This is a genomic window from Salipiger sp. (genome assembly GCF_059781815.1).
In genome coordinates, this window is record NZ_JBYNAH010000033.1 from 1 (window position 1) to 20942 (window position 20942).

At 59.4% G+C, this 20942-nt stretch carries 21 protein-coding genes, 1 pseudogene and 1 riboswitch; of the genes and pseudogenes, 18 read left to right on the forward strand and 4 right to left on the reverse strand.

Annotation, left to right across the window (positions count from 1 at the left end):
• The first annotated feature begins 384 nt into the window (after positions 1 to 384).
• The 3 genes from AC6RA4_RS05840 (at position 385) to AC6RA4_RS05850 (ending at position 2282) form a co-directional block, all read left to right on the forward strand.
• Positions 385 to 1173, forward strand: a complete 789-nt coding sequence (locus AC6RA4_RS05840) for an SDR family NAD(P)-dependent oxidoreductase (protein ID WP_500158321.1) — start codon at positions 385 to 387, stop codon at positions 1171 to 1173.
• A gap of 4 nt (positions 1174 to 1177) precedes the next feature.
• The gene (locus AC6RA4_RS05845) at positions 1178 to 1864 is read left to right on the forward strand and encodes a TetR/AcrR family transcriptional regulator (protein WP_500158323.1); all 687 of its coding nucleotides are present in this window, start codon (positions 1178 to 1180) and stop codon (positions 1862 to 1864) included.
• 109 nt (positions 1865 to 1973) lie between these two features.
• Positions 1974 to 2282: a DUF1330 domain-containing protein gene (locus tag AC6RA4_RS05850; RefSeq protein ID WP_500158325.1), complete on the forward strand. Its 309-nt coding sequence runs from the start codon at positions 1974 to 1976 to the stop codon at positions 2280 to 2282.
• A gap of 60 nt (positions 2283 to 2342) precedes the next feature.
• On the opposite strand, the gene AC6RA4_RS05855 is transcribed toward AC6RA4_RS05850, so the two are convergent.
• Positions 2343 to 2678 carry a hypothetical protein gene (locus tag AC6RA4_RS05855; RefSeq protein WP_500158327.1) on the reverse strand — a complete coding sequence of 112 codons (336 nt, stop codon included), beginning with the start codon at positions 2676 to 2678 and terminating at the stop codon, positions 2343 to 2345.
• 397 nt (positions 2679 to 3075) lie between these two features.
• On the opposite strand from AC6RA4_RS05855, the gene AC6RA4_RS05860 reads away from it, so the two are divergent.
• From AC6RA4_RS05860 to AC6RA4_RS05880, 5 genes are all read left to right on the forward strand, one after another.
• The gene (locus AC6RA4_RS05860) at positions 3076 to 3465 is read left to right on the forward strand and encodes an SHOCT domain-containing protein (protein WP_500158329.1); all 390 of its coding nucleotides are present in this window, start codon (positions 3076 to 3078) and stop codon (positions 3463 to 3465) included.
• A gap of 222 nt (positions 3466 to 3687) precedes the next feature.
• Positions 3688 to 4047, forward strand: a complete 360-nt coding sequence (locus AC6RA4_RS05865) for a hypothetical protein (RefSeq protein ID WP_500158331.1) — start codon at positions 3688 to 3690, stop codon at positions 4045 to 4047.
• A gap of 274 nt (positions 4048 to 4321) precedes the next feature.
• Positions 4322 to 4963 carry a TetR/AcrR family transcriptional regulator gene (locus tag AC6RA4_RS05870; protein ID WP_500158333.1) on the forward strand — a complete coding sequence of 214 codons (642 nt, stop codon included), beginning with the start codon at positions 4322 to 4324 and terminating at the stop codon, positions 4961 to 4963.
• Positions 4960 to 6264 carry a phenylacetate--CoA ligase family protein gene (locus AC6RA4_RS05875; RefSeq protein WP_500158335.1) on the forward strand — a complete coding sequence of 435 codons (1305 nt, stop codon included), beginning with the start codon at positions 4960 to 4962 and terminating at the stop codon, positions 6262 to 6264. Before AC6RA4_RS05870 ends, AC6RA4_RS05875 begins: the two co-directional genes overlap by 4 nt.
• Entirely contained in the window at positions 6261 to 7022 is a 762-nt protein-coding gene (locus AC6RA4_RS05880; protein WP_500158337.1) for an enoyl-CoA hydratase/isomerase family protein, read from the forward strand. The genes AC6RA4_RS05875 and AC6RA4_RS05880 overlap by 4 nt, the downstream gene beginning before the upstream one ends.
• Positions 7023 to 7099: 77 nt before the next feature.
• Here AC6RA4_RS05880 and AC6RA4_RS05885 read toward each other — a convergent pair whose 3' ends face one another.
• Both AC6RA4_RS05885 and AC6RA4_RS05890 read right to left on the reverse strand, forming a co-directional pair.
• On the reverse strand, positions 7100 to 7375 hold the full coding sequence (locus tag AC6RA4_RS05885) for a hypothetical protein (RefSeq protein WP_500158339.1): 276 nt from the start codon (positions 7373 to 7375) through the stop codon (positions 7100 to 7102).
• 405 nt (positions 7376 to 7780) lie between these two features.
• The gene (locus AC6RA4_RS05890; RefSeq protein WP_500158341.1) at positions 7781 to 8293 is read right to left on the reverse strand and encodes a MarR family winged helix-turn-helix transcriptional regulator; all 513 of its coding nucleotides are present in this window, start codon (positions 8291 to 8293) and stop codon (positions 7781 to 7783) included.
• A 145-nt stretch (positions 8294 to 8438) separates the two neighbouring features.
• Between AC6RA4_RS05890 and AC6RA4_RS05895 the strand changes: the two genes are divergently transcribed.
• The 7 genes from AC6RA4_RS05895 to bhcD all read left to right on the forward strand — a co-directional run bounded on the left by AC6RA4_RS05895 (position 8439) and on the right by bhcD (position 15797).
• The gene (locus AC6RA4_RS05895; RefSeq protein ID WP_500158343.1) at positions 8439 to 9602 is read left to right on the forward strand and encodes an amidohydrolase; all 1164 of its coding nucleotides are present in this window, start codon (positions 8439 to 8441) and stop codon (positions 9600 to 9602) included.
• Between the two features lie 44 nt (positions 9603 to 9646).
• Positions 9647 to 10384 (forward strand): DUF5058 family protein, encoded by a 738-nt coding sequence (locus AC6RA4_RS05900; protein ID WP_500158345.1) that lies wholly within the window; start codon positions 9647 to 9649, stop codon positions 10382 to 10384.
• A gap of 28 nt (positions 10385 to 10412) precedes the next feature.
• On the forward strand, positions 10413 to 11111 hold the full coding sequence (locus AC6RA4_RS05905; protein ID WP_500158347.1) for a hypothetical protein: 699 nt from the start codon (positions 10413 to 10415) through the stop codon (positions 11109 to 11111).
• 86 nt (positions 11112 to 11197) lie between these two features.
• Positions 11198 to 11285: riboswitch (glycine riboswitch) on the forward strand.
• Positions 11286 to 11417: 132 nt separating this feature from the next.
• Complete coding sequence (locus AC6RA4_RS05910; protein ID WP_500158349.1) at positions 11418 to 12701, forward strand: D-amino acid dehydrogenase; 1284 nt, start codon at positions 11418 to 11420, stop codon at positions 12699 to 12701.
• On the forward strand, positions 12701 to 13654 hold the full coding sequence (gene bhcB / locus AC6RA4_RS05915) for a beta-hydroxyaspartate dehydratase BhcB (protein ID WP_500158351.1): 954 nt from the start codon (positions 12701 to 12703) through the stop codon (positions 13652 to 13654). Before AC6RA4_RS05910 ends, bhcB begins: the two co-directional genes overlap by 1 nt.
• Positions 13655 to 13668: 14 nt before the next feature.
• Complete coding sequence (bhcC, locus tag AC6RA4_RS05920; RefSeq protein ID WP_500158353.1) at positions 13669 to 14835, forward strand: 3-hydroxy-D-aspartate aldolase BhcC; 1167 nt, start codon at positions 13669 to 13671, stop codon at positions 14833 to 14835.
• On the forward strand, positions 14835 to 15797 hold the full coding sequence (gene bhcD / locus AC6RA4_RS05925) for an iminosuccinate reductase BhcD (protein ID WP_500158355.1): 963 nt from the start codon (positions 14835 to 14837) through the stop codon (positions 15795 to 15797). Before bhcC ends, bhcD begins: the two co-directional genes overlap by 1 nt.
• Before the next feature lie 358 nt (positions 15798 to 16155).
• On the opposite strand, the gene AC6RA4_RS05930 is transcribed toward bhcD, so the two are convergent.
• On the reverse strand, positions 16156 to 18522 hold the full coding sequence (locus AC6RA4_RS05930) for a hypothetical protein (protein WP_500158357.1): 2367 nt from the start codon (positions 18520 to 18522) through the stop codon (positions 16156 to 16158).
• Positions 18523 to 18840: 318 nt separating this feature from the next.
• Here AC6RA4_RS05930 and AC6RA4_RS05935 point away from each other — a divergent pair.
• The 3 genes and pseudogenes from AC6RA4_RS05935 to AC6RA4_RS05945 form a co-directional block, all read left to right on the forward strand.
• A pseudogene (locus tag AC6RA4_RS05935) lies at positions 18841 to 19250 on the forward strand (NADPH-dependent FMN reductase family protein); the annotation flags it as partial.
• A 58-nt stretch (positions 19251 to 19308) separates the two neighbouring features.
• Positions 19309 to 19611, forward strand: a complete 303-nt coding sequence (locus AC6RA4_RS05940) for an ArsR/SmtB family transcription factor (protein WP_500158359.1) — start codon at positions 19309 to 19311, stop codon at positions 19609 to 19611.
• Positions 19608 to 20798, forward strand: a complete 1191-nt coding sequence (locus AC6RA4_RS05945) for an MFS transporter (RefSeq protein WP_500158361.1) — start codon at positions 19608 to 19610, stop codon at positions 20796 to 20798. Before AC6RA4_RS05940 ends, AC6RA4_RS05945 begins: the two co-directional genes overlap by 4 nt.
• Positions 20799 to 20942: the final 144 nt, after the last annotated feature.

Sequence of the window (20942 nt, forward strand, 5' to 3'; positions counted from 1 at the left end):
CTCGCCGATCTGGTATACGCCCGAGGGCTGAGACAAAAAGGACACCTCGGATCAGTCTTGGAGGGATCGCTCGGCGCGGCATCCGTCGTTCTCCGCTTGCCAGCGTCTTGGTTCTTGCGTGACCATATCAGCTGGGAGGTCGTGATCAGAGAAGGCTGCCTGAACGACCGCTTTCGAGGCCTTGGTTGAGCCGGGAATAGGCAATTTGGCTTCTTGTCTCAGCCGTTCGGTTTGTGCGCAGCGAAGGTCAATCGGAACCGTCCTGAGCTGAAACTGCACCACACAATGTGAGGCGCTGGTTCTCTCCGACAACAGAACGATCTACCACTTGAAGGTGACCGCCGGTCAGAATATTTATGACCAGCAGTCATTTTGGAGTGGGACGTGGGAATCAAGGGAAACTGGGCGCTTGTGACAGGCGCGACAGGTGGATTGGGGGCGGAACTGGCAGGACACCTCGCGGAACGTCGGTGCAACATCGTGCTGTCGGCGCGCAGCCAGGATGCGCTTGAGGCGCTGGCCTCCGATCTCAAAACGCGCTTTGGTGTCGAGGTCACCGTCGAGGCTTGTGATCTGGCAGCCCCCAGTGCCGCAGCCGGTCTTCACAAGCGGCTGTCCGAAAGAGGAATTGCGATCGACATCCTGGTAAATAACGCAGGCCTCGGCCGGCATGGCGGCTTCCTCGATTATTCGGCTGATGCAACGGACGAGATGCTGCGCATCAACATGGGGAGCCTTACCGAGCTTTCCCGCCTCTTCGGAATGGAGATGGCACAACGGGGGCGTGGACGCATCATGCTGGTCGGGAGCCTCACCGCCTATGCAGCGTGTCCGAGCTACGCGGTATATGCGGCGAGCAAGGCTTACGTCCTGCACTTAGGCGAAGCGTTGCACGAAGAACTCTCTCCCAAAGGGGTCAGCGTGACCGTATTGTCCCCGGGCCTCATGGATACCGGGTTCCTTGACGCGTCCGGCCACAATCCGAGCGCCTTCTTGCGCTCCACGATGCTTGTGCCCTCTCAAGTCGCCGAGATCGGTATCAAAGCATTGCTGAAAGGGCGGCGGAATGTCGTACCAGGCGGGATGAACTGCCTAACTGCCTTTTGCTCACGCCTGATGCCGCGTGGTGTCATGACAAGGCTGATGGGGTGCCTACTGACGAATGCGGGCTGAACCGATGGTGCAATACGCGACCGGCATCGAAGACAAGGAAGCGCGGCGGGAGGCCATCCTCGCTGCTGCCCTGGCGCTTTACCTTGAAGACACGCGTCGCCTCCCGTCGGTCGCGTCCATCGCCGCGCGGGCCGGACTCGCCAAGGGTACTGTCTACCTCTACTTTGACAGCAAAGAGCAGGTCTTCTCCTCGCTGCTCGTTCGGGATTGGCGCAACTTCATCGGCCTTGTGATCGCGTGTTTCGAACGAGCCTCGGGGGACTCTGAACGAACCGTCTCTGACTTCATCGCGCGTTACGCAGGCCATATCGTTGCCCATCCGTCGCTGATGCGGCTGGACTCCATGGGGTATGCAATTCTTGAACCCAATCTACCGGAAAACAAGCTGCTCGATATCAAGATGCAGCTTGCATCCGTCATCGAAGATGCTGGAGCCGTCGTGGACACCACACTTGCATTGCAACCAGGCGTGGGCGTCAGGTTGCTTATCGGCAGTTTCGCCATGACACGTGGACTGTGGCAGATATCCGACCTTCCGGACGCTGTGCGGCAAAGCCCTGAATTCTCTCAGCATCCTTACGCCAAGCTGGATTTCGGCCAAGACCTGGTGCGGGCACTGGTCGATTACTGGCATGGCAGCTGGGGCAACTTCCCTGCGCCGCCGGGCCCAGATTTTGCCGGCTTCGGATAGGCGCATCCCGCCACGGAAATCGTCTCACGTCGATCCCGTCCAATCCTTCATCCCGCGCCTCGGCGCGGGATGAAGGATTGGACAAGTCTCATCAATGCAAGGAACAGCAATGTCCGCCTACTTCATCATCAGCTACGACATCGTCGATTTTGAGGAGTTCCAGAAATACCCTCCGAAGGTCTGGCGTCTGTTACAGAACTACGAAGGGGAGTTGCTGGCTTCCGATACAGAGGCCGAAGCGATCGAAGGCGATCGAAAGATGATGCACGCCATCATCCGTTTTCCGTCGAAGGAAAGTGCTCTGGCCTGCTTCAAGAGCGACGAGTACCAGAACCAGATCATGCATCATCGTCACAAATCCACGACGGATACCCAGGTCGTACTTGCGCAGGGATTTGATCCAGCGGTCATGCAATGATTTACAGCACCGTTCAGCGTAGGTTGGTTAGACGGCTTTTCCCACTAAAAGACCCCAAGTCTAGCTAAGCAGACCGGCTATTAGCCCGTACTCTATCGAGGTTGCGAAGAGGATCTCAGCTTCCTGCGAAGACGTAAAGTCGAGTGCGGTGGTGTTGAATTCGCCCGACACGTGGGTCTCGTCCGTTTTCGGGTTAGTCCAGATGTCAAACGTGTTGGAAACGTCGAAGCTAAGTTCGCTCGGGTCAAGATCCTCGCCGCTGTTGTGGACCTCTCCGCTCAAGTAAAATCCGCCGAACTGGAAACCAAAGGAATAACTCAGGATCTCTATCTGACCTTCACTCTCCTCAGCGCTGAAGAACACGAACACATCGTTGGTACCGTCTAGCACTGCCATTGCCCGACTCCCTCTATGGTTGCCATAAGATACCCTAAGATTGCGTTTTGGTGGAGCGAATGTGATCTCGTTCGGCAAATTTCCGCGCCAGCCCCCCTTGACGCCGAGCCCGCCCCCTCACCAGCGCATGCCCCATGAGGAACAGCATCGCGCCAGTGCCTGGGTATTTCTTGTATGACCGAGTATGGGGTCGAGCCTATCTGCCGGGTTTTGCCGATCGCCCCTGACCTTCTATGAGCAGCAAAGGCCGAGGAGAAGTTCTATGAACAGGGGAACAAGTTCGATAAACTCGCGTGAAGCAGAGTAGTCAGCCTCCGGGTAAACCGGGGCACCCACCGTATCAGTTCAGAATCCACATGCGGCTGCATACTTAGTTCAATTTCGGTAAGGACATCTCATGGAAAATTCGATCGGCTTCTTTGACATCATTTGGTCCATCTTCTGGCTATTCTTGATGGTGGCCTGGTTCTGGGTGATGATTTCAGTCGTCACGGACATTTTCCGCTCAGATGACCTGCGCGGCATCTACAAAGCGGCATGGGTTGCCTTCGTCATTCTCATCCCATGGCTTGGCGTGCTCTCGTATCTCTTTGCCCGCGGCGACAAGATGCAGGCGCATAACGCGGCTGCACTGGCTAAACTCGAAGACACACAGCGCGACTATATTCGCTCGGTCGTCCAGGTTTCAGCTGCCGATGAACTTGAGAAGCTTGGCTCCCTCAAGGAGAAAGGCCTGCTCTCCGAGGAGGAGTTCCAGGCTCAAAAGGCGAAACTCCTCTCGCAGTGACGCGATAATTTCTCTGAATAGCCCCGCGTTTCTAAGCCCCGTCTCCATGAACCGCGAGACGGCGGCTCGCTCGAATAGACGCTGAACTTGGTCCGCCTCTGCACCGTGTCTTTCCTTGTCCGCATTATATCCCCTGCCCTGTTTGTCGCAGCGATGCTACTCGGCGCGTCGCCGGGACAGGGAGCACCGCAATGGGGAACCGCCGTCCGGCCGGTGCGGGTGGTGGGCGACGATGGCGGCGGGCAGCTCCGTCTGCGGCTGTCCGAGGTCCGAGCGCTGCGGGCGCAGGGCGTCCGAGTCGAGATCCGAGGCAGATACTGCCTCTCGTCCTGCACGCTCTATCTTGGTGCGGGCAATGTCTGCGTCAGCCCAGGAACGGAGTTCGGCTTTCACGGCCCCATCTATCTATACGAGCCGATCCGCTATGACCGCTTCGATTACTGGTCGCGACGCATGGCGGCGCACTACCCGCCGCCGCTGCGCGACTGGTTCCTGACCAGCGCGCGCTTCGTCACCCACGGCTATGTGACTCGCAGCGGCGCGGATCTCATCCGCATGGGTGTGGCGCGGTGCCGCGAGTGACTGGATGGCACAGGAAAAAAGACGGGCATGATTGCAGAAGTCGCCTTAGCGACTGTCTTCGCCCCCCCTTCAAGATCTTGGTCCATGCTTTCGATCACTGGGTCCATCTGCGGCATTCAATCAGTCACATCCCAGTCCTTCTTTGATGTCGAGCGGCCCCGACTGCGGACGCCCGACGAGTACGTCAGCGTTGACACGCCCAGGAGAATTTTATGAATATGGATTCAGGTTCATTCGAGAGTGTACGATGGGAAATGCATCAAACGACCACGGAATGCTCTCCTTTTCGCAACACCTTGCGTTGCCCTGCGAAGGGCGCACGAAGGGAGAGCGGACCCGGGTCCAACTCAAGATCGCCGCCTCCAAGATTCTCCAGACGGACGGCCAGCCGGGCCTAACGATCGCGAACATCTGCCAGATGGCCGGCGTCTCGAATGGAACATTCTACATCTACTTTCCGGATCGAAATGTCCTGCTCAATACTCTGCTCGCGGATTTCGTGTCGTTCCTCCAATCGTCGATGCGGGCTGCAAGCAGCGCTGAGTGCGAGCATACCCCTCGGGCGGCGACACGGGCCTATCTCGACCTTTTCCAGCAGAACAGTGGCCTGATGCGGTGCCTGATCCACCCCCTCGAAGGCTTCCCGGAAGCACAGGCCGCGTTTCAGATGTCGAACCGAGAATGGATTGAAGTGGTCGTCGCGTCCGTCGAGCGGCGGCAGCAGCGTGAAGGCGGTACCGAGGCACTCCCCCGTACGGAACTGCTTCGGCGCGCCTATGCACTTGGGGGAATGGTCGATCAGTATCTCTCCAACCTGCTGCTGTCGAAAGATCCAAACATCATTGAGATTTCGCAGGATCGAGAAGCGGTCCTCGAAACCCTTTCATTGATCTGGGAAAGGGGGATGTCGCGATGAGCACGATCACTGGCGCCGAAAAGCTCTCGGCCGCGGACTTAAGGCCACATATCGAAGCTATGTGGCAGGCCCAACGTGCCTATGTTGCCTCATCCTCTTCCTTCTACCGCGCTCTTTGGCAAGGCTGCATGCCTCCGGATAATCTCCGGGATCTGCCCGAGCTTCCCCTGTCCGACAAATCCCAACTGCGGCTTTCGCAGGCCGAACATCCGCCGTTCGGCGATTACCTTGCTGCCCCACGGCGAAAAGCCAGACGCCTGCACCGGACTTCGGGAACTACAGGACAGGCGATGAACCTCGCTCTCTCCGCGCTCGATACGCGGATCACTCAAGAAGTTGGCGGACGCTGCCACCGTTCGGCGGGGCTGGAGCCCAACCACACGGTGGTGCATTGCCTCAACTACCAAATGTGGATGGGCGGCCTGACCGATCACATGACGCTGGAGGAAACCGGAGCGTTGGTGGTCCCTTTTGGTGTCGGATCAACCGAACTGTTGGTTCGTACGATAAAAGAGGTCGGGGTCACTGCGATCTCCTGCACTCCCTCCTATCCGGCAGTGCTGGAGCGCGTGATCGATGAGACGTTTCCCCAGCTTACCCCACGTGACCTCGGTCTGAAACTGGGCTTGTTTGGGGGTGAGCCGGGGCTCGATGACCCAGCCTTCCGCGCCCGGCTGCGCGAGACTTGGGGCATGGAACCGCGCAATGCGAACTACGGCGTGTCGGATGTCTTTTCGAACTTCGGTGCCGAATGTCCTCATGACACCCGATTGCATTTCATGGCCGCGGACGTGCTGTACCCCGAGCTCATCAATCCAGATAGCGGCGCACCGATTGCGCTGGAGCCGGGCGCCAGCGGCGAACTGGTGCTGACCCATCTCGTCCGTGAGTGCCAGCCGCTGGTGCGGTTTCGTACCGGCGACATTGTCTCGATTGGCGACACCGAGCCCTGCAGTTGCGGCCGCACTGGCTTCCGCTTTTCGGTCGTTGGGCGCTCGGATGATATGGTGGTGGTGCGCGGCCTGAACATGTTCCCTTCGATGGTCGCTGCCGTGCTCAATGAAATCCCCGAACTGTCGGGCGACTACCGCATCAATCTCGACACACCGCCGCCCTACGACACGCTTCCGGTCAGCGCTGAGCTGGCTGATGGGGAGTCAGAAACAGATGATCTGGCGCGCAAGGTCGAGCAAGCGATCAAGTCTCGCTTGGGCGCGAGCGCGACCATCACCCTCTGCCCCGCCCGCACCTTCCCGCGTACTGAGACAAAGACAAAGCGCGTCATCAGGAGCTTTCAATGACCCATTTCAGCTACGACACGGTGCTGAGTCAACTTGGGCCCAATGGCGTCCGGACGATCTCCCTCAACCGACCGGACAGCCTCAACGCGATGAACCGGCAGCTGATCGACGATGTCGTCCAAGCCTTCGAGGATGCCAACACCGACCCAGAGACGCGCGTCATCATCTTCACGGGCACAGGCAGGGCCTTTTGCGCCGGTGACGATCGCAAGGCACATGTCCATCCAGAGACGGACGAGGAAGCACGAGCCCTTGTTCTTGCCATCCAGCGGGCAACGCAAGCAATTACCTTGGGCGCCAAGCCGGTCGTCGGCGCCATCAACGGCTGGGCCGTAGGAGGTGGGTTCGAGTGGGCGATCAATTGCGATTTTCCAATCTGGGCGGAGAACGCCAAGGGCTTCTTTCCGGAGGTGTCGCTGAACCTGTTTGTCACCGGAGCCGTTACATCTCTCCTGCCTGCACTCGTCGGGCTAAACAAGGCCCGTGAGATGTTGATGTTCGGGGATCAGTACTCAGCGCGGGACCTGGGCCAGATCGGACTGGCATGGAAAGTCGTCGAAGACGATCAACTGATGACAACGGCGATCGAGACGGCCGAGCGGCTTTCTGGCCTACCCCTCCTATCGGTCCGCGCAATGAAACGCGTTCTCAACCATGCTGCGATGCCTGATCTTTACAAAGCTCTTCAACTCGAGACAGATGCCACTGTCGCCGGCTTTCTCGATCCCGAAACGACCCGACGCCTGAAAGCGTTCTGACCCGATCGAAGACTGCCCGCATGATCGAATACCCATGCTGCCCCGAGCAGAGTCGCAGCAGTCGTGGTCACATCAAGCTATTCAGGACTGGAGACGCCTTGGCTTGATACAGAGCTCTTGGCGAGCTTGGTCACAGCCAAGCCCAAGCCAATGAAGAGAGAAGCGGCAACCAGAAAGCCGGCCACAAAGAAAACCTGGGCTCGGAGCCCTGTCGACGCCTTGGTGCCTTTCATCCAGTCGTTCAGAGGATCGCCGCTCTGAAAGCTTCGGAAGTCTCTCACGATGGCATTGGCTTGCGCGATGCGATCGAGCTGAAAATCTGCGTTGGTGCCCTCGGGGATCTTGTATCTCATCGGCCGAAAACGGAGCGGGTTGTTGGATTGGTTCGCAAGAGAACCAAGAGTAGCGACCTATTCTCACATACGAAGGAGAAAATTTGTAGTCGTAAGATCCGAACCGGGCTCCCGAGCCAAGGTCGGCTTTGACGACTTGTCAGTTTCAGAAACGGTGGTTTCCGAGGTGACGGCTCGCTCAGGCAAGCGGGGAGTGGCTCGGCTTCAAGCAATAGCAAGCGCCGGTCTTGCTGGCTTCCGGCGAGCTGAGCTTTCCAGTCCCTGATCAACGCCGCGCAAAGCCCTGAAGCACGCACGTGTCGGGCAAGCAGCAGATGTTGTTCGATACCGTTGATTGCCAGCCGTGCTCCCTATTAAATATGGTGCCCTTGGTTCACGCCGGTCTGCAGCGCCAATTTTGAACCTCTATGAGCCGTCTTCGTCTAAGCTCACGTCTGCGAAAGCCGTCTCGATCTTTTGCTCGAATGCGTCGCTGTCGATCCAGTCCGCGAGCTTGTCCATCGTGGCGATGAAGGCTGCGTATTCGTTCGGATCGAGGGCCTCGAACAGGACATCCATTCCGATCTCCGAGAGCTCGTCCGCTCGTTCGCGCACGCGTTGCCCCGCCTCGGTGATGTGAAGGCCGAACCGCCGGGCATCGGTCGGGTCGTTGCGGCGTTCGACAAACGCCTCTCTCACCAGCTTCTGGATCAGTCGCGACGCAAGGCTTCGCTCCAGCGCGGCCATCAGCGATATCTCGGCAAAGGTGATGCCGGGATGGTCACCGATCAGCCGCAACACACGAACCGTCCGGATGTCGAGCCCCCCTGTGAGCGCCTCGAACCGATCCTCAGCCGAATCGATAGCGACGCTGGCGAGCATGTTCAACTTGTAGATCGCGTTGCCCTCTCGGAAACCCTTAGACCATTTTCTGATCATCAATGCCCCTTATCAGCCTATTTTTCGGGCGTTTGGAAAATCCAAACCCCGACTCCTATCAAATTCCAAACTTCTTCTTTGTTCAATCATCTTATTTTGCAACTATCTTGCGATGAGATTAGTGTACAACGAGGAAATGGGCCAAATGAGCATTCTGGAAGACATCGAAGCGCGGCAGCACGAATTCGTCGGATGGCGCCATGACCTGCACGCGAACCCCGGTCTCGGCTTCGAAGAAAGCTTCGCCGCCGAGCTAGTGGAGCGGAAACTGAAGGAATTCGGCTTTGACGAGGTGCACACCGGCATTGGTGGAACCGGCATCGTGGGCGTTCTGAACGGCTCCCGTCCGTCGAACCGGACCATCGGCCTGCGCGCCGACATGGACGCGCTGCCGATCCCCGAAGAAACCGGAAAGCCCTATGCGTCCAAGGTGCCTGGCGTCATGCATGCCTGCGGCCACGACGGCCATACCGCCACGCTTCTCGCCACGGCGTGGCACCTTGCAAGAGAGCGCGACTTCGCAGGCAAGGTCGTCTTCATCTTCCAGCCTGCAGAAGAGGGTCTTGGCGGCGCGCTCGCCATGCTCAGCGACGGGTTGTTGGACCGCTTCCCCTGCGACCGTCTTTATGCCTACCACAACATGCCCGGAAGCGAGTTCGGCCACATCTTCACCCGCGAGGGCTGGACCGCCGCTGGTAGCACCTTCTTTACCATCAAGGTACAGGGGCGCGGCGGGCACGCCGCGATGCCCCACACCACGATCGATGCGGCACAGATCGCCTCGAACATCGTGACCACGGCACAAAGCATCGTGGGGCGCAACATCGACCCCATCGAGACCGGCATCGTGTCGTTCACGGATGTCTATGCCGGCACCAGCAGCTTCAACGTCATCCCCGACAAGGCTTCGCTAAAAGGTTGCCTGCGCTTCTTCAAAAAAGAGATCGGCGCCCAGATGGCCGACCGGCTGGAAGAGATAGCCAAGGGCGTCGCGGCCACCTATGGCGGCACCGCCGAGATCGCGTTCGAGGACATCTTCGTGCCCCTGGTAAATGACCCAGAGGCAACAGCCATCGCCATTGCCGCAGCCGAAACAACCGTCGGAGCCGAGAAGGTGCATGGCGACACCCCGGCCATGACCGGAAGCGAAGATTTTGCCTACATGATCGAGGATATCCCGGGCAACTACGTCATGGTCGGCTCCGGTCCCGGCGCGATGCCGCACAACCCGGCCTACGATTTCAACGACGACATCCTGCCCATCGCCGCAAGCTATTTCTGCAATCTGGTTCGCGCCGAGCTCGCCTAAACGCAAACGCCCAAAATCGGGCCCCCGAACTTTGAGGAAAACCAATGGAACAAGTCCTTCAGATTGCCAACGGCCCCGCCCTATGGGGATTGGCAACGATCGTCGTAGGCGTCGTGGTCGTACAGGCGCTACTCTATCTCCGCATGACGCTCTCCTTCTCTAACCGCTTCAACATTCTGTCGAATGAAGAGCGGCACATCGTCTACAAGACGGCCACGATCAACTCGATCGGTCCTGCGATCGCCGTATTCTTTGTCGCGGTCTCGCTGGTCGCGATGGTCGGCGGTCCCGTCACGATGATGCGGGTAGGTGTCATCGGCTCGGCTATCTTCGAATTTGTTGCGGCCGATCAGGGTGCAAAGGCTGTTGGTGCACAACTCGGTACCGATAACTATACGCTAGAGGCCTTCACGGCCTCGGTCTGGGTGATGACCCTTGGCGGAATGGGGTGGCTGGCCACGACCTTCTTTATGACCAAGACCCTCGACAAGACGCAGGACAAGCTCAACGGCAGCAATCCCGCGCTCATCCGCGCCGCCGGAACGGCGACGCCGATTGCGATCTTCTTCGTTCTTGTCGCCAATACCTCCCTTGACCTGGAGTGGTCCGGCAAGTTCGCCGTCGCGACAGACGACCTGGCTGCCATTGCCGTCAGCGCCCTGTGTATGGTCGGGCTGCATGCCGCAGGCAAGCACCGCGCATGGCTGCGCGAATGGAGCGTCGGGCTGAGCCTCGTGGCGGGCATCGCCACCGGATATCTCGTCAGCCTGACGCTGGCCTGACCGAAACCCCAATAGGAGATCTTTCCAAATGACCGACCAGACTCTCGAGGGTTTCTACAAGACCCGCTTCATCCCGCGCGCCCACCGCATCGGCCGCACGACCCTTCTCATCGCCATGGTGCTGTGTGTGACGCCGGCGCTCTACCTCTCCTTCGGGCTTGGCGCCTTCCCCGGCGTTGGCCCGATTATAACCGGCTTTCTTGCCATTCTCGCCTTCGTCGGTGTCATCTGGGTTGTCGAACCAATCTCGTATTTCCCGGTTCTGGGCGTTTGCGGAACCTATATGAGCTTCCTGTCGGGCAATATCGGCAACATGCGGATGCCCGTGGTGATTTCGTGCCAGAACGCCATCGAAGCCGAATCCGGAAGCCGAAAGGCCGAAGTTGCCGCCGTGATCGGCATCGCGGTCTCCGTTCTGGTGAACCTCGTCTTCCTGGTGGCTGTCGTGTTCATTGGCGGTGCCCTGATCGATGTCCTTCCGGCCGCGATCGGTGAAGCGGTCAAGGGCTACACACTGCCCGCGCTCTACGGTGCCGTTTTCGTGATGTTCACCAGAAGTGCTACGCGAAGCAATGCCATGACCGGGATCCTCGTTGGCCTCGCAGTCTTTCTGTCCCCGATCCCGGAAATGTTCGGATCGGCCGCCGCCGGTATCCTCGCAATCGCTGCCTCGGTGGTGATGAATATAGGTGGGCGTAGCAAGGAAAAGGAATGTCCGGCCGCGTGACCGCCATGGCTGGCGGCACCTCGCCGCGGGTTCTTTTTGACAAAATATCCTTGCCGGACTCACCGGCCAATCCTTAAGGACACACTACGGATCGCGCAGGAGAGTCGGGCGTCACGCCCGCGCCGACGGAGCAACGCCCCGGAATCTCTCAGGCCAATGTACTGCTCGACCCGACACTCTGGAGAGAGATGCCCATGCATCCGCCGAAGGAGGAAACCGCAATCGCGGTGAAGCTCTCAGGCAAAAAGGACAGAGGGGGGATGCGTCGGCTGCGGCGCATTCGAACCAATTGCCAGAGTGAAAAATATGAAGTCTATCGCCGTCATCGGCGCCGGGATCACCGGCGTGACCACCGCATCAAGCCTCCTCGACCGAGGCTACGAGGTGACCCTGTTCGACCGGAACCGCTATGCGGCCATGCAGACATCCTTCGCCAATGGCGGACAGCTGTCGGCCTCGAATGCCGAAACGTGGAACCGCTGGTCGACCGTCTTCAAGGGGATGAAGTGGATGATGACGCGGGGCGCACCGCTCCTGGTCAATCCCAAGCCCAGTTGGCACAAGTACAGCTGGATGGCCGAATTTGTCGCGTCGATCCCGCAGTATCGGGCAAACACGGTCGAGACGACCCGCATGGCGATTGCCGCGCGCGGTCTGCTACGCGAAAAGGCCGAACGCCACGGCTTCGAGTTCGACTGTGAAAACCGCGGCATCCTTCACATCTACACCAACAAGGCAGAGTTCGATCACGCCACCGAGGTCAACAATCTGCTCGCAGAGGGTGGGCTCGAACGCCGACCAGTGGTCCCCGAGGAAGTCCGCCAGATCGAGCCCGCGCTGAGCGGCGAGTTTTACGGCGGCTACTATACCGAGAGCGACTTTACCGGCGACATTCACCGCTACACCACCGGTCTTGCCAAAGCCATCGAGAAGAACGGGGTCGTGCTGCGGTTCGGAACGGATGTCGATGCGCTGAAGGTGGACAAGAATGAAGTGCGTCTGACCTGGAGCCGGAACAACGAAAGCCAGGTCGAGGTGTTTGATGCCATCGTTGTTTGTGCAGGCGTGGAAAGCCGCAACATCGCGGCACAGCTCGGCGACCGGGTGAATGTCTATCCGGTCAAGGGATATTCGATCACCGTGCGGCTAGACGATGAGGAGAGCCAGCGCGCGGCTCCATGGATCAGCCTCCTGGACGATGAAGCGAAAGTAGTGACCAGCCGTCTGGGCAAAGACCGGTTCCGGATCGCCGGTACGGCCGAATTCAACGGCTACAACCTTGATATTCGTGACGACCGGGTTCGTCCCCTGGTAAAATGGTGCGAACGGTTCTTCCCCGGCGTCAGCACCGAACACGCCATTCCGTGGGCCGGCCTGCGCCCGATGATGCCGAACATGATGCCCAAGGTCGGCCAGGGTGCGCGCGACCGCGTGTTCTACAACACCGGCCATGGTCACCTCGGTTGGACATTGTCGGCCGTCACCGCCGAAATGGTGTCCGACACCATTCTCGCGTCGAAGACGGTCAACGGCAACACCGGCACGGCAGCACTTACGCTCGCAGCGCTTGAACCGCAGGGAGTAAAATGATGTATATCCCGGCTTACGACGACATGCTTGCCGCGCATGAACGGATCGCTCCGCACATCCGCCGTACACCAGTGCGGGTATCGGACTACTTGAGCGAACTTGCAGGCTGTCAACTGTTCTTCAAATGTGAAAACTTCCAGGAACCCGGCGCCTTCAAGGTGCGCGGTGCGACGAACGCGGTGTTCGGGCTGGATGAGGTCCAGGCGAAGAAAGGCGTGGCAACCCATTCCTCGGGCAATCATGCTTCCTGCCTCAGCTACGCGGCGATGAAGCGGGGCATTCCCTGCAATGTGGTTATGCCGCGCACCGCGCCGCAGGCGAAAAAGGACACGGTGCGCCGCTACGGCGGCAGGATCACCGAGTGCGAGCCGTCGACGTCCTCGCGTGAGGCAACCTTTGCAGAGGTGCAGGCGGACACGGGCGGTGATTTTGTTCACCCCTACAACGATCCGCGCGTCATCGCGGGTCAGGGCACCTGTTCCAGAGAGTTCGTCGAACAGACCGACGGTCTGGACATGGTCGTCGCGCCCATCGGCGGCGGTGGGATGATCTCGGGCACCTGCCTGACGCTGTCGCATCTCGCTCCGGAAACCAGGGTCATCGCCGCGGAACCGGAGCAGGCCGACGATGCCTATCGCAGCTTCAAGGCCGGTCACATCATCGCTGACGATGCGCCCAAGACCATTGCGGACGGGCTCCTGGTGCCGCTCAAGGACCTGACCTGGCACTTCGTGTCGAACCACGTCTCCGAGATCTACACGGCCTCGGAACAGGAGATCATCGACGCGATGAAGCTGACCTGGAAGCACCTGCGCGTGGTCATGGAACCCTCGAGCGCCGTGCCGCTGGCCACCATCCTCAAGAACCCCGATGCGTTCAAAGGCAAGCGCGTCGGCGTGATCATCACCGGCGGCAACGTCGATCTGGACAAATTGCCCTGGATGCTGGGCTAAGAAGGAGACCCCCCATGAAAGACACGATTGATTTTGACGCCTACGAGGTTGGCTTCGACATCCCCGCCAAACCCGGCATGGATGCCTCCGATATCCAGACGCCCGCGCTTGTGCTCGATCTCGCCGCGCTGGAACGCAACATCAGGAAGATGGGCGACTATGCCAAGGCGCACGGCATGCGCCACCGCGCCCATGGCAAAATGCACAAGTCCGTTGATGTTCTGAAACTTCAGATGGAGCTTGGCGGCGCCATTGGAGTCTGCTGCCAGAAAGTGTCTGAAGCCGAGGTCTTTGCCCGCGCGGGCATCAAGGAAATTCTCGTTTCCAACCAGGTGCGCGATGCGGGCAAGATTGAACGGTTGGCGCAGCTTCCCAAGCTCAGCGGCGGGGAGGTGATCGTCTGCGTCGACGATGCGGCCAACGTGGCAGACCTGACGGCGGCCGCGAAAAAACACGGGATCGAGCTGGGCGTCTTCGTCGAGATCGACTGTGGCGCCGGGCGCTGCGGCGTTACCACGACCCCGGCGGTGGTCGAGATTGCCAAGGCCGTCGTCGAAGCGGACAACCTGACCTATCGCGGCATCCAGGCCTATCAGGGTGCAATGCAGCACATGGACAGCTTTGACGATCGCAAGGCAAAGCTCAACGCGGCCATCGCGCAGGTGCAGGACGCCGTGGAGGCTTTGAAGGCCGAAGGCATCGAGACGGACCTCGTCTCGGGCGGAGGCACGGGCAGCTATTATTTCGAGTCGACGTCCGGCGTCTACAATGAGCTCCAGTGCGGCTCCTACGCGTTCATGGATGCCGATTATGGCCGCATCCATGACAAGGACGGCAACCGGATCGACGCGGGCGAATGGGAAAACGCCTTCTTCATCCTGACCAGCGTGATGAGCCACGCAAAGGCCGACAAAGCGATCTGTGACGCGGGCCTCAAGACCCAATCGATCGACAGCGGCCTGCCCGTCATCTACGGGCGTGATGATGTGGAATACATCAAGTGCTCGGATGAGCATGGCGTGATCGCCGATCCGCACGGGGTGCTGGCGGTCAATGAAAAGCTGCGGCTTGTTCCCGGCCACTGTGACCCGACCGCCAACGTGCACGATTGGTATGTCGGCGTGCGGAACGGCAAGGTCGAATGCGTCTGGCCGGTCAGCGCACGCGGGAAGGCCTACTGATGTGGATCGTCCCTGAAAAAGAGATCGCGAATCTCATGACCCCCGAGGCGGCGTTCGACGCCGTCGAGGCGGTCTTTGCAGCGATGGCGCGTGGCAAAGCGCGCAACTTTCCGGTGGTGCGCGAGGCGCTGGGGCACGAGGATGCGCTATATGGATTCAAGGGCGGCTTCGATGCCGCCGCGCCCACGCTTGGGCTGAAAGCGGGCGGGTACTGGCCGCACAACCATAAGCGCGGGATCATCAATCACCAGTCGACGGTATTTCTGTTCGATGCGGACAGCGGGCGGGTTTCGGCCGCTGTCGGGGGAAACCTGCTGACCGCGCTGCGCACCGCTGCGGCATCGGCGGTTTCGATCAAGTACCTTGCGCCCGAAGGCGCGCGGGTGCTTGGCGTGATCGGCGCCGGCCATCAGTCGGCTTTCCAGATGCGCGCCGCCGTGCGGGCGGGCGCCTTCGAGAAAGTCATCGGCTGGAACCGGAACCCGGACAAGCTCGACCGGCTCGCCAGCACCGCCGCAGAGCTCAGCCTGCCCTTCGAAGCAGTCGATCTGGAGCAGCTTGGGGAAGAGGCCGATGTGATCATCTCGATCACTTCTTCCTTCGCGCCAATCCTGATGAACGCTCATGTCAGTGGGCCCACGCATATCGCCGCGATGGGAACTGACACGAAAGGCAAGCAAGAGCTTGATCCCGCCTTGGTCGCACGGGCGCGCCTTTTCACCGATGAAATCGCGCAATCTATCGGGATCGGCGAGTTCCAGCACGCCTATGGCCAGGAGAGAATTTCTGAAGCCGAAATCGCAACGATCGGCGACGTTGTGACCGGGACTTTCAAGGGACGCGGTGCCGCCGAGTTGACGATCTTCGATGGCACCGGCGTCGGGCTGCAAGACCTCGCAGTCGCCAGTTCGGTCGTCGAACTGGCAAAGAACCAAGGTAAAGCAATCGACGTCGAAATCTAACGCCGACCGTTTCGCGGATCCTCGCACAGGGCCATGGCTTGATGACAAGCAATGGCCCTGTGCCACTCCCTATGTCGTAGCGAGGATTGTCAATACGCTAGGTTCCTCTGTTGTCCGCGCTTAAGGTGCGTAGCGTCATCGGCCTGTCCCATCATCCGATTCCAGACCTTCTCACAGAGCTTTCCGCCAAATACCAAGCCACGCCTGGGCGGGGTGCATGAGCCACCGCGCCACGGTTCGATATCGCGCAAAACATAATTATTGATTCTGCTGACATCCACGGAAACCGCGGGCTGATGCACCGACTAGCATAGCTGACGACATTGACAGAGGCGGTTACGGCGGAATTACCACTTCCTCAGACCTGAAGCATGTCCTCGAAGATCCCCGTAAGATCCTCGGAACGGAACCGGACAACCGTATCCTCCGCCTCAAATACCACCGCGTCTCCGTCCTGCCGGAAAGCGGCGAGCGCGGTACTGGCGTCGGTGAAATCGAAGGCCTGCAGGTCTATGATATCGTACGATTGTAGTCCGACGACTGTGTCTTTTCCATCTCCGGGAGCAAAGACGAACCTGTCCGCTCCTTCGCCGCCAAAGAGCAGGTCGTTGCCGACGCTGCCGACAAGCACATCATCCTCGCCCTGCGCGACCATCCACTCTTCAAGTCCTTCGTCCTCGCTGAGCAGAACCTGCACCGCAACGAAATCAGCGCGACCGATCCCCGCGTCGAGTTGCGCAACGGCTGCGTCGAGAATGGCTTCTGACGCGTCCGTCCCGAGATTTTCGAGAATCCGTTTGGCGAAGTCGCGGTCAGGCAGGCCGCTCGACGTCTTCACGAACTCCTGCGATGCGAGCATTCTCTCGGCGAGACCAGTCAGGTCCAGCCCCCGCTCGAGGCGATCTAGCCAGTTCGCGAAGCCACGGGCATCGGGGTTCCGCCCCAACACCGCGCGATAAGCGGAGAAGAGCTCATCCTCCCACATGTTTTCGGTTTGCTCCAGCCGGACCTTGAGATCATAAGCGCTGCTTTGCGCTTGGTATTCAGCGCTCATGACGAAGCTACGGGCGACCTCGGCCTTGGCGTAGAGGGGGGACCATAGTGTGTCCTGAAGGTCATCCAGTTGATTGACCCAATTCTCGCGACCAGGGTCGTTATCCACGACATCACCGCGCAGGCGAGAATAGAAGAACGAGATCAACTCCTCTCCGTCGAGTCTACCCCAGCGCTGCAGGAATTCAGGACTTCCGATGATGTGGGCGGCAGCCTCAGTAAGCCCCGAGAAATGGTAGTAAGCATTATCGAGGCCGGTTTCGAGTTCCTTCTCGCTCGGCTGACGATCGAGAAGAAATTCGAAGAGCCGAGTGATCGCCTCTTCGAGCCGCGGCCACCAGTCGCTGCCGAAAGAATCGTCTGCGATTAGAATATCGTCGCCCGCTTCGCCCATGAGCGTGTCGGTTCCGGCAATCCCCCGAAAGAAGTTGTCTCGTTCCGAGCCAATGATCAGGGACGATAAGCCGTCATCCACATGATCAGTCCAATAATCATTTACTCCGACAAAGACCACACGCTCAGGAGCATTCCCGTCGACTCGATAGACCTCCTCTGCGGAAAGCTCGTAGGTGCCAGCCTGGCCATACCAGTCGGAGGAAACCGAAACGAAATACGTAGCGTCTTCCTCAGGCGCAAATATCTGACTGTTTCCCCAATAGTCGAAATATCCAGCAGCGTTCGGGAGCAAGACGCCTTCGCTGTCGTAGATCCCATCGATAACAAACTCATCTGATGGCGCGTACACGTCATCCGAGGGCCAAACATCGAATGCGTAGATTCCGCCCGCCTCGAGCTCCACTGCGAACCAGTCTCGATCCGGTATGGCGAAGAGGGCGCTGTCTTCGAGCTCACCGGTTGCGACACCTCCCACTTCCAAGGTCCCCGTGGTGTCGACCGTCGCCGGGAAGTCATCGATGTGTTCGTAGACAGAGGCGTCCAGCACATAGTGACCGTCGCCGTCGAAAATATCCCAGCTGGTCACGGCGACATGGTACGTCCCACTTAACGAGGGCGTGAAGAGAACCTTGTCGGACCAATACCCCGAATACTCCTCCTGAGAGGGAATGAAGGCACCGGTTCCATCATATATTCCTTCGATTGCCGGAAGAAAATCGGCACCCGATTGCTCTCCGTTTATCGCCGATGTTTCGAACAAATAGGTTTCGCCAGAAGTTAGTTCTATCGCGAACCAATCGACGTCCGAGATTTCCCAGATGTCGCCTGCCTGGATCTCGCCCGTTGCACTGTCGCTCACCGAGAAGGACCCAGAGGTTTCGGCGGATTCTCCGAAGTCGTCCGTAAAATTATAGGTTGAAAGGCGAATCTCGTACGCACCGATGCTATCACCGAGGCCGCTTGCCGCTAGAAAGTATGTTCCCGCCTGTGCGACCGACACCACCACACGTGAATTCAGTCCCTCGCCGCCGTCATCGTCCTCTGTCCCATAGACAATATCGCCCTGCGCGTTTCGCAATCCGAGGAAGTACGGGTCTCGCAGTCCCACATTATCGGCGGTCGGCGTGGAAATCAGATCGATCGCGTAGTATCGACCAGCCTCCAGCTGTGTCGCGAACCAGTCCACGTCGCCAACGGTTTCGATGACGCCGGTCGCAATGCCGTCTGTTTCGATCGCACCGGTCGTAGACACCGTATTCTCAAAATCATCGGGCATATCTCAACAGCTCTTTCTCAAATGGTTGCTGTTTGAAGGATGATGCCGTCTGCATCTCATCCTGGCAACGCTTTTCAGTTGTAGGACAGGATTCATGGAGATGTCACTCTAGCCGGTCGGTCGTTGGCGTTGGCCCAATTTCGGCGTATCCGATGGGGATTACCCAGCCGACGATCAGCTACAAGCGCCAGCGCACCGCGAAGGAGCCGGCTGAAGATCGGGGCCCGTCAGGAAGACCGAAGCGAAAAATTGAGTGCTCTTCGCGGCTCTGAGTTGGCGAAAAGATAGTCCACCAGTCAGGAGAAGGACTATTTGTCTTCGCCTGGGGGCCACGGGGCCATGACCAGCATTGTGAAGGCGCAGATCGCCTGAATTCCGTTCTCGCTCGGTTCCGTGGGCCCGACGCAGGGCAAGACGCGGAGGGAAATGCAGGTCTCCGGCGGATCGCAGAGCTTCAACACGGTCAACCAGCTGCGCACTCTCGGACGCTGGACGCGCCTGCTCACCATCCCAACCAGTCCTCGGTTGCCGAGGCGTGGAATGAATTCGAGGAGGACGGGCGGATGAAACCACCACCCTATTACGATCGTATCGTCGACGTAACGGAGGAGCTGGTGAAGTTCACCTTGCTGACGCGCGACATCCGCGATCATCTGGTCGACCGCTATTCCGGGCGGAAGGAAACCCATGCCGAACTGTCAGCGCGGGTGAACCTGAAGACAATCTAATTCGACCTCGGTGGAAATAGATGTTGACGCCTGCGAAAATTGGCGCGCATCTATTTCCATGAACATCGAAATAGCTTCTCGCCAACTCGACGCCCTCGGGAACGTGACGCGACTGCACATCTACCGGACACTCGTGCGAGCTGGTGAGAGCGGCGCTCCGGTCGGTCGCGTGCAAGACACCCTTGGGCTTGCGGCATCGACCTTGTCGCATCATCTGAAGAAGCTGCTCGACGTCGGTCTGATCCGACAGGAGCGCAGCGGTAACACGCTCCACTGCCACGCCGAATATCCTGCGATGAAGGCGTTGGTGGGCTTCCTGGTGGACGAGTGCTGTGCGGATGAGGACGCATCAGGCAAATGACACTGTCACGCGCAAAAGTCGTATCATCGCTCGGGATCGTCCAGATCTTCGCCTGGGGCAGCAGCTATTACCTGATGGCGCCGCTGGCCGGTGCGATTGCAGAAGATACCGGCTGGAGTCATGCTCTGATTTCCGCAGGGGTATCGGTCGCCTTGCTCATGTCAGGCTTGGCGGCACCGAAAGTCGGTTGCTGGATCGGCCAGAGCGGCGGCAGAGCGACCCTCTGCCTCGGCATGACCCTCATCGCCATTGGTCTGTTCCTTCTCAGCATCGCGCACGCCCCTTGGGTCTATCTGCTCGCCTGGAGCATCCTCGGTTTCGGGATGGCTGCCGGGCTCTACGATGCCGCCTTCTCCGTCCTGGGGGCCGCCTATGGACGTGATGCGCGATCCGCGATCACGCAACTGACCCTCTGGGGCGGCTTTGCCAGTACCGTGTGCTGGCCGCTTTCCGCCTGGCTGGTAGAAAGCATCGGTTGGCGCTCAACCTGTCTGATCTATGCTGGCATCCACGTCTTCGGAACGCTGCCCCTTTGCTGCTGGGCCTTACCGCATGCTTCCGCCGCGCACGCAGCAAGGACGTATGAACCGGTGCGGCAATCGGAAGTTGACGTTCGCCGTGCTGATATCAGGTTCCTCTGTATCGTCATCGCAGGCATCACGCTGACTCTTCTCGCGACCATCTGGTCCATTCACATGGTGACGATCCTGACCGCCGGGGGCTACACCACGGCCGCAGCGATCGCGGTCGGCACTCTGATCGGGCCATCCCAAGTCGGTGCCCGCGTCGTCGAAATGATGGGAGGGGGCCGACATCACCCGATATGGACCATGCTTGCAGCGACCATGCTCGTTTTCGTCGGCTTCCTGGGGCTACAGATGGGATTTCCAGCTGCCGCCGCTCTCGTCGCATACGGGACCGGAAATGGCCTTTGGTCCATCGCGCGCGGCGCTCTTCCGCTCGCGCTCTACGGTCCGAAGCACTATGCCGCTCAAATGGGACGCTTGGCTCGCCCAATGCTGTTGGCTGGCGCAGCCGCCCCGACGCTCGGGGCATTGCTCATTGACAAGGTCGGTGCCGAAACAACGATGGCCCTGCTTGCCGCAACTGCCATCCTCCCGTTTTCGATGGCAATGTTGATCCATTTGGACTTGATGCGGGAGCGGCGCAGCGCGGAATTCCCGTAGTGAACCAAATGTCCGAGGCGTCAATTTCACCATCACACTCGCGACGATCCTGCGGATCTCGGTGCAGGAAACAGGAAAGCGCAGCCGATCAACTCCGGCAGCTTTATCCATGCCGAGACCGAAGCACGGGTGCTCTCTGACCGC